This window comes from Humibacter antri (assembly GCF_054777235.1).
In genome coordinates this window covers 1-13,472 of record NZ_BAAHAW010000021.1, presented here as the reverse complement: position 1 = coordinate 13,472, position 13,472 = coordinate 1, and the positions used below count along the sequence as shown (strand labels likewise).

The following is a 13,472-nucleotide window of genomic DNA, read 5'->3' as shown; positions in this document are numbered from 1 at the left end:
TCGTATGCCGGTCTACCTTGACCACGCCGCCACCACGCCCGTTCTGCCTGAGGCGATCGAGGCGTACACGCGCGCCCTGCAGGAGGTCGGCAATCCGTCGAGCATCCATTCGGCAGGTCAGTCCGCCAAACGCGCGCTCGAGGACGCCCGCGAGCAACTTGCGGCCACGGTCGGCTGCCAGGGCATCGAGGTGGTGCTCACGTCTGGCGGCACCGAGGCGATCAACCTGGGCGTGAAAGGTCTGTACTGGGCGGGCGCCCGCCGCGGTGCGAATCGCATCCTCGTGCCGGAGGGCGAGCACCACGCCACGCTCGACACGGTCGAGTGGCTGCAATCGTACGAGGGCGCGCGGGTGGAGTGGATCCCGCTCGACCGGGAGGGGTTCGTGCGGCTCGACGTGCTGGAACAAGCCCTGGCGCGCGATCCGCACACCGCGGCGCTGCTCACGTTCCTGTGGGCGAACAACGAGGTGGGGAGCGTGCAGCCCGCGGAACGGATGATCGCATTGGCGGCATCCGCGGGTGTCCCGGTGCACGTGGACGCCGTCTCCGTCTTCGGGCATCTGCCTGTGGACTTCGCCGGGATGCGCAGGCGCACCGACTCGAGGGCGGGAGCCGGGCTGGCGGCGCTGAGCGTGTCGGCCCACAAGATCGGCGGTCCGGTCGGTGCGGGCGCACTCGTGCTGTCGAGAGATGCCACGATCGTTCCGCTCATTCACGGCGGCGGCCAGCAGCGGCAGGTGCGCAGCGGTACGCAGGACGTGGCTGCCGCCTGCGCGTTCGCGGTAGCCGCAGTATCAGCTGACGAGGCGCGCGCCGTAGAGGCGGAGCGGCTCACCGCTCTGCGCGACCGTCTCATCGACGGCGTACGCAGTGCCGTGCCCGAGGCGCTGCTCAGCGGCCCGGAACCGGGCTCGGGTGCGACTGACGGGCATCCGGATGCCCGGCTCGCCTCGAACGCCCACTTCACCTTCCCCGGCTGCGAGGGCGACTCGCTGCTGTTTCTGCTGGACGCGGCCGGCATCGAGGTGTCCACGGGATCCGCGTGCCAAGCGGGCATCCCGGAGCCTTCTCACGTGCTCCGTGCCATGGGACGGACCGAGGACGAGGCGCGCGGCGCACTGCGCATCACGCTGGGGCGAACCTCGACGGACGCCGACGTCGACACCTTCCTGGCAGCGCTGCCTGCCGCGTATGCACAGGCATCCCGTGCCGGTCTCGCCACCCGCGAGTCCGTGCTCGGCGCCCGCTAGTCCCGCTAGTCCTCGTCCGTACCTCCTGCAGATTCCGTCAACATGACGGATCGGGCTGTCCTGCCGAGAGCAGGACGAACCGGCATGTTCTCGGGCGGATGTCATGTCGGCGGCGCCCAGCACTGGCGAAATCCCCGATCCGCGTAGCGGGTCCGCATGCGTTCAGGGACCATTTCGTAGGCTGTACCCCATGCGTGTTCTGGCGGCGATGAGTGGAGGAGTGGACTCCGCAGTGGCAGCCGCGCGTGCCGTGGACGCCGGGCATGACGTCGTCGGCGTGCACCTGGCGCTGAGCCGCATGCCTGGAACGCTGCGCACGGGCAGCCGAGGCTGCTGCACCATCGAGGACTCGATGGATGCGCAGCGGGTGGCCAACCTGATCGGCATCCCGTACTACGTGTGGGACTTCTCCGAACGGTTCAAGCTCGATGTGGTCGACGACTTCATCGCCGAGTATTCGGCCGGACGCACGCCGAACCCGTGCCTGCGCTGCAACGAGAAGATCAAGTTCGCGGCGTTGCTGGAGAAGGCCATGGCACTCGGTTTCGACGCTGTGTGCACCGGCCACTACGCGGACATCGTGACGGATGCCGGCGGCAACCGGGAACTGCACCGTGCGGCCGCCTGGGCGAAGGACCAGTCGTACGTGCTCGGCGTGCTCACGGCCGAGCAGCTGGCCCACGCGATGTTCCCGCTGGGCGCGACTCCGTCGAAGGATCTGGTGCGTGCCGAGGCGGCCGAACGTGGGTTCACGGTGGCGTCGAAGCCGGACTCGCACGACATCTGTTTCATCCCCGACGGCGACACGCGGGGCTGGCTGGCCGAGCATGTCGGCACAGCCCCAGGGGACATCGTCGACCGTGCTGGCAGCGTCGTCGGCAGCCACGACGGTGCGACGGCGTACACCATCGGCCAGCGCCGCGGCCTGGGCATCACCGTGCCGGCTCCCGACGGGCGTCCGCGTTTCGTGCTCGAGGTACGCCCGAAGGAGAACACGGTCGTCGTAGGACCCAAGGAGGCACTCGACATCGCCGAGCTCGCCGGCCGGCGCGTCACGTGGGCGGGGCTGCCGCCTGAGGAAGCCACGACGCCTTTCGCATGCGAGGTGCAGATCCGCGCGCACGCCGATCCGGTGACCGCCACCGCGTTTCTGCGCGAGGGCGAGCTGGTCATCCGGCCGGCGACGCCCATCAACGGGATCGCAACCGGGCAGAGCGCTGTCGTCTACGTGGGAACTCGCGTGCTCGGCCAGTGCACGATCGATCGCACGGTGAGTGCGGTTCCGGCGACCGCCGGTTGAATCGCCGCTCCTTGGGGCGATCAGACGAAGTCGTCGCCACGGTCAGGCTTACGGTTCGAGGCTCCGAGGCCGGCTCCGAGGCCGGTTCCGAGGCCGGCTCCGAACGCGGCGAGCAGGCGTCGCCCCTCGTTCCATTCGCCGAGGCGGCTTGCCAGGTTGAGGTGTCCATGCCTGCCCACCGTGATCAGCGGCGCAGCCCACAGCGCGCTGAGCTGCGCGAGATGATCAGGGGACGAGTACGGATCGTCATCGGATGCGACGATCACCGACGGAATCGCGAGAGCGTTCCGCGGTGATGCGAATCCGGTCGCGGCGGCCGGAAACGCCGGCCCGCACTCGTCGGGCGGTGCGACCAGGAACGCGCCGGCCGCGCGACCGCCGCGGGCGATCCAGGATGCCACGGCGAGACATCCGAGGCTGTGCGCGACAAGAACATCGCCGACGCCGGTGACCCAGTCGATTGCGGCGACCCAGTCCGCTTCGACGGGTGCTGTGAAGGATGCCGGTGCGATGCGCACAGCAGATGGTCCGAGCGACTCCTGCCAGAGCGACTGCCAGTGGTCGCGGGGCGAATCGTCGATGCCGGGGACGATGATGGTGCGCATGGCTCTCCTCGGGGTGCACGTGCTTCGCGCCCAGTCTGCCGGGGTCCGGCTGCCTGCGGCGAGCCGCACTGAGACAGCGGCGGAGGCGTCGGCGGCCGATCCTAGGATGGCGACGTGACGGACATCCCTGCAGATTTCGACTCCGCTCGTGCCGAGGCAGCCACTCTGCGCGAGCACATCGAGCTGAACCGCATCGCGTACTACGCCGGCGGGAGCTTGATCAGCGACGCCGAGTACGACGGCGACATCCATCGGCTCGAGGCGATCGAGCAGCTGTTCCCCGCACTTCTCAGCCAGGACAGCCCGACGCAGACGGTGGGGGCGGAGATCGCGTCCGCCGGATTTCCGCCGCACGAGCACGCCGAGAGGATGCTCAGCCTCGACAACGTGTTCAGTGTGGACGAACTGCGCGACTGGACCAACAAGACGCAACTCGCCGCCGGTCACCAGGTGCGCTGGCTCACCGAGGTCAAGATCGACGGCCTGGCGATCAGCCTGGCGTACCGGGACGGCGCGCTGGAGACGGCGACCACGCGCGGCGACGGGACCGTCGGCGAAGACATCACCGAGAATGTGGACTGGATTCCGGTCATCCCGCGGAGGCTCGAAGGCACCACATGGCCGCCGTTCTTCGAGGTGCGCGGCGAGGTGTTCTTGAAGACGGCCGACTTCGAGTTCCTCAACGAACGGCAGCACCAGCTGCAGGAGAATTACGTTCTGTCGCAACGCGCGAAGGGGAAGCCGGACGCCGAGATCAAGACCCGCTACCCGGAGTTCGCGAACGCGCGCAACACCGCGGCCGGGAGCCTGCGCCAGCGACGGGAGAACAAGTCGGCCCAGGAACTCGACCTGATGCGCGAGCGGCAGGCACGGTTGTCGCTGTACCTTCACGGCATCGGCGCGTGGGCGAATCCACCGGTGCGCACTCAATCGGAGATGTACGACCTGCTGCGCTCGTGGGGGCTGCCGGTGTCGCCGCACAACCGCGTGCTCGCCTATCTCGACGAAGTGGCCGATTACATCGCCGAAATGGGGGAACGGCGCCACTCGCTCGAGCACGAGATCGACGGCGTCGTCGTCAAGGTCGACGACCTCGCCACGCATGAGGAGCTTGGCGCGACGAGCCGTGCGCCGCGGTGGGCAATCGCGTACAAGTACCCGCCAGAGGAGGTCTTCACCACCCTGCTCGACATCCTCGTCGGCATCGGTCGCACCGGACGGGCGACGCCCTACGCGGTGATGACGCCGGTGAAGGTGGCAGGCAGTACGGTGCGGCAGGCCACTCTGCACAACCAGCAGGTGGTCGAAGCCAAGGGCGTGTTGATCGGCGACACCGTCGTGCTGCGCAAAGCGGGCGACGTCATCCCCGAGATCCTCGGCGCCGTGGAGGAACGCCGCGACGGTACGCAGGTTCGATGGCGGATGCCCGAATTCTGCCCGGAATGCGGCACCCGTCTGGCTCCGGCGAAGGAGGGCGACATCGATCTGCGCTGCCCGAACTCGCGGTCGTGCCCCGCCCAGGTGCGGGGGCGCGTCGAGCACATCGCCGGCCGCGGATCGCTCGACATCGAGGCGCTCGGCGAGGTGGTGGCCGCGGCGCTCACGCAACCCTTGAATCCTCCGACTCCGTCGCTGCCCACGGAGGCCGGCCTGTTCGACCTGACGTTGGAGCGCATCTTCGACATCGAGGTCATCGTGCGCGACCACGAGACCGGACTGCCGAAAGAAGCCGAGCCTGGCGAGCCAGGGCACGAGCTCACGACCGATGACGGGGTCACCATCCGGGTCCGCACCGATACGCCGTTCCGCAGGCAGCGCAAGCTCACCGGCAAGGATGCCGACGGCCCGTTCGACCCGAACGCCGACGTGTTCGCAGGGACTCCGTCGCACGTTCCATCGAAGACGGCGCACGACATGCTCGCCAACATCGACGCGTCGAAACAGAAGGAGTTGTGGCGATTCATCGTCGCTCTGAACATCCGGCATGTCGGACCTGTTGCGGCCAGGGCGCTGGCCGGATGGTTCGGGTCGCTGGATGCCATCCGCTCGTCTTCGAGAGACGAGCTCGCCGCGGTGGACGGCGTGGGCGGCATCATCGCCGATGCCGTACTGGCCTGGTTCGAGGTCGACTGGCACCGAGACATCGTCGAGCGGTGGACCGAGGCGGGTGTGCCGTTCGCGACGCCGGGGCATCCGGGACCGGGCAAGGCGGAGGATGCCGGTGGCCCACTGGCCGGAATCACCGTCGTGGCGACCGGGTCCCTCGAGGGATTCACCAGGGAGGGGGCGCAGGAGGCGATCATCGCCGCCGGTGGCAAGGCGGCGTCGAGTGTCTCGAAGAAGACGGACTACGTGGCGGCCGGCCCTGGCGCCGGCTCCAAGCTCGCCAAGGCGGAGGAGTTCGGGATCCCGGTGTTGGATGCAGCGCAGTTCGCCGTCCTGGTCTCCGAGGGCCCGGGAGGGCTGGATCTCGATAAGGAGATACCAGGGTCGTAGGCCTTGAGGACGCCGCGATGGGCGTGCGGCGGCAGCCTCACGGAGCGTCGACGAGTCGCTGCACTGTGACGGCGATCCACTCGGTCAGCGCATCGGTGTCGCCGAGTGCATCGCGGAGCACGCGATACCTCGCGGAGACCCCGAGTGCGAAGGCGTCGACCGCCTTTGCGCGTGCTGCCGCGTCGTCAGGGGTCAGACCGTAGGACAGCAACTGTTCGCGGAACGGCTCCATCGACTCCCGGTCGAGGAACTCCGACAAGGTCCGCGCGGCTTCCTCACGCTCTCCGGAAGCCCTCAGAAGCACGAGGAGCGGGTCGTCGCCCTCAACGGTCGTCCAGCGGGCGACCATGCTCTCCGCCAGTCGGCGGCCGAGCGAGGCGCGATCGCCGTCGAAGACGTCGTCCAACCGGAGGCGCACCTCCGTCGCGGCGACGAAGAGGCCGTCCTTGCCGCCGAAGTAGCGGGTGACGAGGTTGGGTGACACCCCGGCCGAGGTCGCGATCGCGCGCACGGTGGCCCGGGCGAACCCCACGCGGGCGAACTCGCGGCGTGCGGAGGCGAGGATGTGCTCGCGGGTCCGTTCGGCATCCCTCGGTCTGCTCGTGGCTCCGTTCACGCCGAAAGGGTACCGCGGCATTCGCCTATGTGTACGCGTGAATACACATGTGTATGGTCGTACACATGAGTATTCTCGCCCCACTTGTCCCGGTATCGGACGACGAACTCGACGACCTGCATCGTCGTCTCGCCGCGACGAAACGGCCGCGCCTCGTGCGCGGCACCGCAGGTGTCAGGGGAATGGATGCCGGCGAGCTGACCGAGCTCCTCGAGCACTGGCGCGCGCGGTACGACTGGCGGGCGCACGAGGCGCGCATCCTGAACCTGCCGTGGGAGGCCGCGGAGGTCGGCGGTCGGGCCGTGCGCTTCGTGCACAGTCGTGCATCCTCCTCGAACGCTCCGACGGTCGTCCTCCTGCACGGATGGCCGGACTCGGTGCTGCGGTTCGAGCGCCTTCTGCCCGTGCTCGCCGACCTGAACCTCGTCGTGCCCGCACTGCCCGGCTTCCCGTTCAGTGCGGAGACGAGTGGCCATGGCCTCGCCGTCACCGCTGACAACGAGTTGACCGGCGCATCGGCCGGCGGCATCGAGTTGCCGGGCGCCGAGATGACCGTCGCGGCCACCGCGTCGCTCGTGGCAGGCCTGATGCAGGTACTCGGATACGAGCGCTACGTGGTTTCGGGTGGCGACATCGGCGCGGACATCGCCGAACACCTGGCCGTGCTGCGCCCCGCCAACGTCGCCAGCCTGCACCTGACGAACATCTCGCCGCTGCATGCCGTCTTCGCGGACCGTTCCGAGCTCGGTCGGGAGGAGCTCGCCTATCTCGACGCGATCGCGGCCTGGCAGCGTGCGGAAGGTGGATACATCGCCGAGCAGTCGTCGAAGCCGCACACTCTGGCGGTGGGTCTCGCGGATTCGCCCGCCGGCCTTGCCGCCTGGATCGTCGAGAAGCTGAACGTCTGGTCGGACGCCCCCTTCGAGGTCGACGACCTTGCGACGTGGGTCAGTGCCTACTGGTTCACGGGCGCCATCAGCACCTCCTTCGCGCCGTACTCGGAATCCGTGCGACCTCCCTCGTTCGTCCCGACTCCGACGGTGCTCGGCGTCTTCGGTCACGACACCAAGCCGGAGCCGCGCGGCTTCGCAGCCCGGTTCGTCGACATCCAGGAATATGTGCAGCACGAGCGCGGGGGCCACTTCGCCGCATGGGAGGAACCGCAAGCGTATGCCGCGGATGTGCGTCGTGCGGTCGCGCTCGCAGAGGTATCCGGTCGCCCGGAAGCGGGATCCAGAACATGGGGTCCGCGCCAGAGCGAAGCCCGGAACCGATGACCGCGCGCGAATAGACTGGACGGCATCCCGTACGACGTTCTACCAACGGAGACGCATGCCCGACAACAGTGCTGCCCGACAAGGAGCAACACAGATCAGCGCCGACCAGGTGCGGCATCTAGCCGACCTGGCCCGCATCGACTTGAGCGAGGCCGAACTGACCAGCCTTACGGCCGAGCTGGCGCAGATCGTGGAATCCGTGGCGAAGGTGAGTGAGGTGGCGACGCCCGACGTGCCCGCCACGAGCCATCCGATCCCGATGGACAACGTGTTCCGCGAGGATGTCGTGGTGCCAGGTCTCACCGTCGAGCAGGCGCTCTCGGGGGCGCCCGACCGTGAGGGCGACTTCTTCCGCGTGGCCCCGATCCTGGGCGAGGAGGCCTGATGAGCGACCTGACGAGGCTCTCCGCCGCCGAGCTGGCCGGCAAGCTGGCCGCATCCGAGGTCTCCAGCGAGGAGGCGACACGTGCACACCTCGACCGCATCGCGGCCGTCGACTCCGATGTGCACGCGTTCCTGCACGTGGCATCCGCGAAGGCGATCGAGACGGCGAAGGCCGTCGACGCACGTCGCGCCGCCGGTGAGAAGCTGGGAGAGCTGGCCGGTGTTCCGGTCGCCGTCAAGGACGTGCTGTGCACGTACGACATGCCCTCCACCTCGGGGTCGAAGATTCTCGAGGGCTGGATCCCACCGTACGACGCCACGGTCGTTCGGCGCCTCCGCGAGGCGGACCTGATCCCGCTCGGCAAGACGAACATGGACGAGTTCGCCATGGGGTCCTCCACCGAGCACTCCGCGTTCGGTCCGACCCGCAACCCATGGGACCTTGAGCGGATCCCGGGAGGTTCCGGCGGCGGATCCGCCGCGGCCGTCGCGGCGTTCGAAGCACCCTTCGCCCTCGGCAGCGACACGGGCGGATCCATCCGCCAGCCGGCGGCCGTGACCGGATCCGTGGGCGTCAAGCCGACGTACGGCGGCGTGAGCCGTTACGGCGCCATCGCCTTGGCGAGCTCGCTCGACCAGGTCGGACCTGTGTCCCGCAGCGTGCTCGACGCGGCACTCCTGCACGACGTGATCGCCGGATACGACCCGCTCGATTCCACTTCGCTCACGGATGCCTGGCCGTCCATGGCCGAGGCCGCCCGCGCAGGACAGCGCGATGATGCCCTCAAGGGCCTGCGCGTCGGCGTCGTGCGCGAGATCTCCGGCAGCGGCGAGGGATTCCAGCCCGGCGTCAAGCAGCGCTTCGACGAGACGGTGCAGCTGCTCACCGCGGCGGGCGCCGAGGTCGTCGAGGTGTCGGCCCCGAGCTTCGAATACGCGGTTGCCGCGTACTACCTGATCCTGCCGGCCGAGGCGTCGAGCAACCTGGCCCGATTCGACTCCGTGCGGTTCGGCCTCCGGGTCGCCCCGGAGAGCGGGCAGGTGACCAGCGAGCGCGTGATGTCGGCGACGCGCGACGCCGGATTCGGCGCAGAGGTGAAGCGCCGCATCATCCTCGGCACCTACGCCCTCAGCGCCGGTTACTACGACGCCTACTACGGCAGCGCGCAGAAGGTTCGCACGCTCATCCAGCGTGACTTCGCCGCAGCGTTCGACCAGGTCGACGTGCTGATCAGCCCCGCCGCGCCGACCACGGCGTTCAAGCTCGGCGAGAAGATCGACGACCCGCTGGCGATGTACCTGAACGACGTCACCACCATTCCGGCGAACCTGGCCGGCGTTCCGGGGCTTGCGCTGCCGATCGGCCTCGCACCGGAGGACGACCTTCCCGTCGGGCTGCAGATCATGGCTCCCGCCCGCGAGGATGCCCGCCTCTACACCGTGGGCGCGGCGCTGGAACGACTGCTCGAGTCCGGATGGGGCGGGCAGCTGCTCCGCCGCGCGCCGCAGTTGAGCCAGACCGAGATGTTCGCGAGCGAAGAGGGAGTGGTCTGATGGCCAAAGACCGGCTGATGGACTACGACAGGGCGCTCGAACTCTTCGAGCCCGTGCTCGGTTTCGAGGTGCACGTCGAACTGAACACGAAGACCAAGATGTTCTGCGGCTGCGCGAACGAGTTCGGCTCCGGCTCCAACGCGAACACCTGCCCCACATGCCTCGGCCTTCCCGGCGGGCTGCCGCAGGTGAATCACAAAGCGGTGGAGTCGAGCATCCGACTAGGGCTCGCGCTCGGCTGCGGCATCGCGGAGAGCTCGCGATTCGCGCGAAAGAATTACTTCTACCCCGACACGTCGAAGAACTTCCAGACGTCGCAGTACGACGAGCCGATCGCCCACGACGGTGAGGTGACGGTCGAGCTGGAGAGCGGCCGGCAGGTCACCATCCTCATCGAGCGCGCGCATATGGAGGAGGACGCCGGCAAGCTCACGCACGCCGGCACGACCGGGCGCATCCAAGGTGCGGACTACTCCCTCGTGGACTACAACCGCGGTGGCGTGCCGCTTGTCGAGATCGTCACGAGGATCATCGAGGGGGTTGACGGAGATGCTCCGGAGGTGGGTCGAACGTATGTCGCCCACATCCGTGAGCTGGTGAAGGCGCTCGGCGTCTCCAACGCACGCATGGAGGAGGGCAACGTGCGGTGCGATGCGAACGTGTCGTTGCGTCCACGCGGCTCGCACGTGCTGGGCACCCGCACCGAGACGAAGAACGTCAACTCGCTGCGGTCGGTGGAGCGGGCCGTGCGGTACGAGATCCAGCGGCAGGCCGCGGTCCTGCATGCCGGTGGCACCATCACGCAGGAGACGCGCCACTGGCACGAAGACACCGGCACCACCTCAGCGGGGCGGCCGAAGAGCGACGCCGACGACTACCGCTACTTCCCCGAGCCCGATCTCGTTCCTGTTGCGCCGAGCCTTGAGTGGGTCGAGGAGCTGCGTGCGACTTTGCCCGAGCCGCCGTCGGAGCGTCGTGCACGTCTGCGCGAGGCATGGGGATTCACGGCACTGGAGTTCCAGGACGTCGTCAACGGCGACCTGCTGGATGCCGTCGAGGCGACCGTCGCAGAGGGTGCGGCACCGGCATCCGCCCGCAAGTGGTGGACCGGTGAGATCACCCGCATCGCCAACACGCGGGGCGTGGCCGCGATCATACTGGTATCGCCCCTGCACGTGTCGGAACTCGTCGCTCTCGTCGAAAGCGGAGACCTGACCGACCGCCTGGCGCGGCAGGTGCTCGAAGGCGTCATCGACGGCGAGGGCTCGCCGGCTGCGGTCGTCGAGTCGCGCGGCCTGAAGGTCGTCTCGGACGACGGTCCTCTGATCGCGGCGATCGATGAGGCGCTGGCGGCTCAGCCGGACGTGTTGCAGAAGATTCGCGACGGCAAGGTGCAGGCGGCAGGTGCCGTGATCGGCGCGGTGATGAAGGCGATGAAGGGTCAGGCCGACGCCGCCCGGGTGCGGGAGCTGGTGTTGGAGCGCGCAGGGCAGCAGTAGCAGGGAAGCAGGAGTCGGGCTTCATGCCGAGTCGGCGGATTCGGTGTCGGCGGAGGCTGTCGGAGGCATGAAGCGCCCTCCGATCACCGACCTCGGGGGCCGATCGAAGCGCTGGATCATCGAGATCGAGACTCGGTGGCAGCGGTTTGTCGAACATGCGGGCATCCGCTCGACGTGGTGGTGAGTGAACGACGAAAGGAACGCTCATGCGATACATGCTGCTGATCTGCACCGACCCGACCGGCGAGCCCGAGACATCCGCCGACGTGCCCATCGACCAGTGGGTGGACGAACTGGACGCGTCCGGCGAACGCATCCTCGGCGAGGTCCTCCCTGCGGAAACCGCGAAGGTCGTGCGCCGCCGAGGCGACCGACTGTTGGTGACGGACGGCCCGTTCGCAGAGACGAAGGAGCAGATCGCCGGATTCGACGTGATCGAGGCGGAATCTCTGGACCGTGCACTGGAGATCGCGTCACGCCACCCGATGGCCCGTGGCGGCCTGGTCGAGGTGCGGCAGTTCTACACGGAGGAGTAGTGCTCGCGCATGATTGAATGGCGAGATGCCGGATGACGCTCTCGATAGCTCCTCCGTCGCCTGCAAGTCCCCGCCCGCGCGGCCGCACAACGTCGTCGCCGTCGACGCCGCTCTGATCGGGCGCCTCCGTGACGACCTGCATTCGGCCGGCTTCACGGTCGACGCACTGGATGCCCTCTGGGGCGACGAGGCGGCCGCCGCACTGTTCCGCGGTCAGCGCGTCGCGGCACGACGTGCAGTAGCACCCGGTGTCGCCCGGTTCGAGCCGCTGCCGGTGCTCGCGACCATGTTCGTGCTCGGGCTGCCGGTGGGGGCGCGGCCACTGGCATCCGCTCTGCCGGCACTCGGACTCGATGGCGCATGCATGCTCGGGCTCGTCGCATTCGACGAGGTGGCCGAGGAATTCGCCGAGGGCGGCCTCGCCCGTCCGCTCGTAGATCTGCGACCGTATTCGTACGTCGACGATGGCGGTGCTGGGTGCTGGTGGATCTGCTCGGACCTGGGTGAGCTCGCCCTGGGGCGAGCGCTCCGCGAGGACCACGTGCTGGGTGTCGGGGGAGCGTCGAACACGCTCAGCTCGATCATGATGCGCGATCGTGTCGGAACGGCGCTCGACCTGGGAACCGGATGCGGCATCCAGGCACTGCACGCGGCAAGGCACGCCGACCGGGTGGTCGCCACCGACATCTCGAACCGGGCACTGCGCTTCGCGGAGTTCAACGCGCTGCTGAACGGAGTGCACACCGTCGAGTTCCGGCACGGGAACCTGTTCGAGCCCGTCGAGGGGGAGTCGTTCGACCTGATCGTCTCGAATCCGCCGTTCGTCATCACACCACGGGTCTCCGGGGTTCCCGAGTACGAATACCGCGACGGCGGTCTCACGGGGGACGCGATCGTCAAGGCTGTCGTGCGCGGCACGCGGGAACATCTGAATCCGGGGGGCATTGCCCAGTTCCTCGGCAACTGGGAGTACCACGGCGAGAGTGAGGCGTTCGACCGGTTGCGTTCCTGGCTCGGCGACGAGCGCGAGCCGGGAGCACTGGACGCCTGGATCGTGGAACGGGAGCTGCAGGATGCCGCGCAGTACGCCGAGACCTGGATCCGCGACGGCGGCACGCGCCGTGGCAGCGTCGAGTTCGAACGGCTGACGGATGCCTGGCTCGACGACTTCACCGCCCGCGGAGTGAGCCACGTCGGCTTCGGATACGTCACCCTGCGGCGTCCCGCCGACGAGTCCGTCACGCTGCGCAGACTGGAATCCGTCTCATCGACGGGTTCGCCCGCGTCGGCCGGCTCGGCAGAGGGCGGACTCGGGGCGCACCTGGCGCGCGGTCTGCGCATGGCGCAGTGGCTGGCATCCGTCGACGACGAACAGCTCGGGCTTGCGACCCTGACCACCGCGAGGGATGTCACGGAGGAGCGGCACTACTGGCCAGGCGACGACGACCCGACCATGCTCGCGCTGATCCAGGGTGGTGGATTCGGTCGGCGCCTGAAGGCGGACACCGCCCTGGCGGCCTTCGTCGGCGCTTGCGACGGCGACCTCCCGGTTGGCGTCATCGTCGGGGCGCTCGCGGACCTGCTCGATGTGGATCCTGCGGAACTCGGCGCGGAATTGCTGTCGCGCGTGCGTGAACTGGTGTTCGTCGGCATGCTCGACCCGCTCGGCGTGGACTAGACGGCAGCGTCCAGCCACGTTCGGTCGAGCGTGGCGCCGCGCTCGCGCTTCGTTGCGGTGCGCTCGCGGCCGAGTCCCTCGAAGGCTCAATCGGTTCGGCCGTACGAGCAAGCTCGCACGGCTCTCACCTCAGTCGCCTCTATCGCGGCTTCGCCACTCAGAGGCTCAATCGGTTCGGCCGTACGAGCAAGCTCGCACGGCTCTCACCTGACGCGTAGATGTGGTGGTGAGTGGGCGTGGTGGGGTGCCCGGCGCTGTGAGGGGCGTCGGGGGGT

The 13,472-nt window shown here is 68.5% G+C and carries 11 protein-coding genes; 9 read left to right on the top strand and 2 right to left on the bottom strand.

All coding sequences use genetic code 11. The features are described 5' to 3' along the window. Positions 1-4: 4 nt before the first annotated feature. Both ACYVDK_RS09280 and mnmA read left to right on the top strand, forming a co-directional pair. Positions 5-1,252: a cysteine desulfurase family protein gene (locus ACYVDK_RS09280; RefSeq protein ID WP_460520957.1), complete on the top strand. Its 1,248-nt coding sequence runs from the start codon at positions 5-7 to the stop codon at positions 1,250-1,252. A gap of 190 nt (positions 1,253-1,442) precedes the next feature. Continuing rightward, entirely contained in the window at positions 1,443-2,552 is a 1,110-nt protein-coding gene (gene mnmA, locus ACYVDK_RS09275) for a tRNA 2-thiouridine(34) synthase MnmA (protein WP_460520955.1), read from the top strand. A 20-nt stretch (positions 2,553-2,572) separates the two neighbouring features. On the opposite strand, the gene ACYVDK_RS09270 is transcribed toward mnmA, so the two are convergent. Then, positions 2,573-3,157 carry an RBBP9/YdeN family alpha/beta hydrolase gene (locus ACYVDK_RS09270; protein ID WP_460520953.1) on the bottom strand — a complete coding sequence of 195 codons (585 nt, stop codon included), beginning with the start codon at positions 3,155-3,157 and terminating at the stop codon, positions 2,573-2,575. Positions 3,158-3,271: 114 nt separating this feature from the next. Here ACYVDK_RS09270 and ligA point away from each other — a divergent pair, with 114 nt between their 5' ends. Beyond that, positions 3,272-5,653 (top strand): NAD-dependent DNA ligase LigA, encoded by a 2,382-nt coding sequence (gene ligA / locus ACYVDK_RS09265; protein WP_460520951.1) that lies wholly within the window; start codon positions 3,272-3,274, stop codon positions 5,651-5,653. A gap of 37 nt (positions 5,654-5,690) precedes the next feature. On the opposite strand, the gene ACYVDK_RS09260 is transcribed toward ligA, so the two are convergent. Further along, positions 5,691-6,269, bottom strand: a complete 579-nt coding sequence (locus ACYVDK_RS09260) for a TetR/AcrR family transcriptional regulator (RefSeq protein WP_460520949.1) — start codon at positions 6,267-6,269, stop codon at positions 5,691-5,693. Between the two features lie 65 nt (positions 6,270-6,334). Here ACYVDK_RS09260 and ACYVDK_RS09255 point away from each other — a divergent pair, with 65 nt between their 5' ends. The 6 genes from ACYVDK_RS09255 (at position 6,335) to ACYVDK_RS09230 (ending at position 13,197) form a co-directional block, all read left to right on the top strand. Beyond that, the gene (locus tag ACYVDK_RS09255; protein WP_460520947.1) at positions 6,335-7,546 is read left to right on the top strand and encodes an epoxide hydrolase family protein; all 1,212 of its coding nucleotides are present in this window, start codon (positions 6,335-6,337) and stop codon (positions 7,544-7,546) included. 55 nt (positions 7,547-7,601) lie between these two features. After that, positions 7,602-7,931 (top strand): Asp-tRNA(Asn)/Glu-tRNA(Gln) amidotransferase subunit GatC, encoded by a 330-nt coding sequence (gene gatC / locus ACYVDK_RS09250; protein ID WP_460520945.1) that lies wholly within the window; start codon positions 7,602-7,604, stop codon positions 7,929-7,931. Continuing rightward, positions 7,931-9,484 carry an amidase gene (gene gatA, locus ACYVDK_RS09245; protein ID WP_460520943.1) on the top strand — a complete coding sequence of 518 codons (1,554 nt, stop codon included), beginning with the start codon at positions 7,931-7,933 and terminating at the stop codon, positions 9,482-9,484. Before gatC ends, gatA begins: the two co-directional genes overlap by 1 nt. Next, complete coding sequence (gene gatB / locus ACYVDK_RS09240; protein WP_460520941.1) at positions 9,484-10,983, top strand: Asp-tRNA(Asn)/Glu-tRNA(Gln) amidotransferase subunit GatB; 1,500 nt, start codon at positions 9,484-9,486, stop codon at positions 10,981-10,983. Before gatA ends, gatB begins: the two co-directional genes overlap by 1 nt. Positions 10,984-11,189: 206 nt before the next feature. Next, on the top strand, positions 11,190-11,519 hold the full coding sequence (locus ACYVDK_RS09235; RefSeq protein ID WP_460520939.1) for a YciI family protein: 330 nt from the start codon (positions 11,190-11,192) through the stop codon (positions 11,517-11,519). Positions 11,520-11,544: 25 nt separating this feature from the next. Beyond that, the gene (locus ACYVDK_RS09230) at positions 11,545-13,197 is read left to right on the top strand and encodes a class I SAM-dependent methyltransferase (RefSeq protein WP_460520937.1); all 1,653 of its coding nucleotides are present in this window, start codon (positions 11,545-11,547) and stop codon (positions 13,195-13,197) included. Positions 13,198-13,472: the final 275 nt, after the last annotated feature.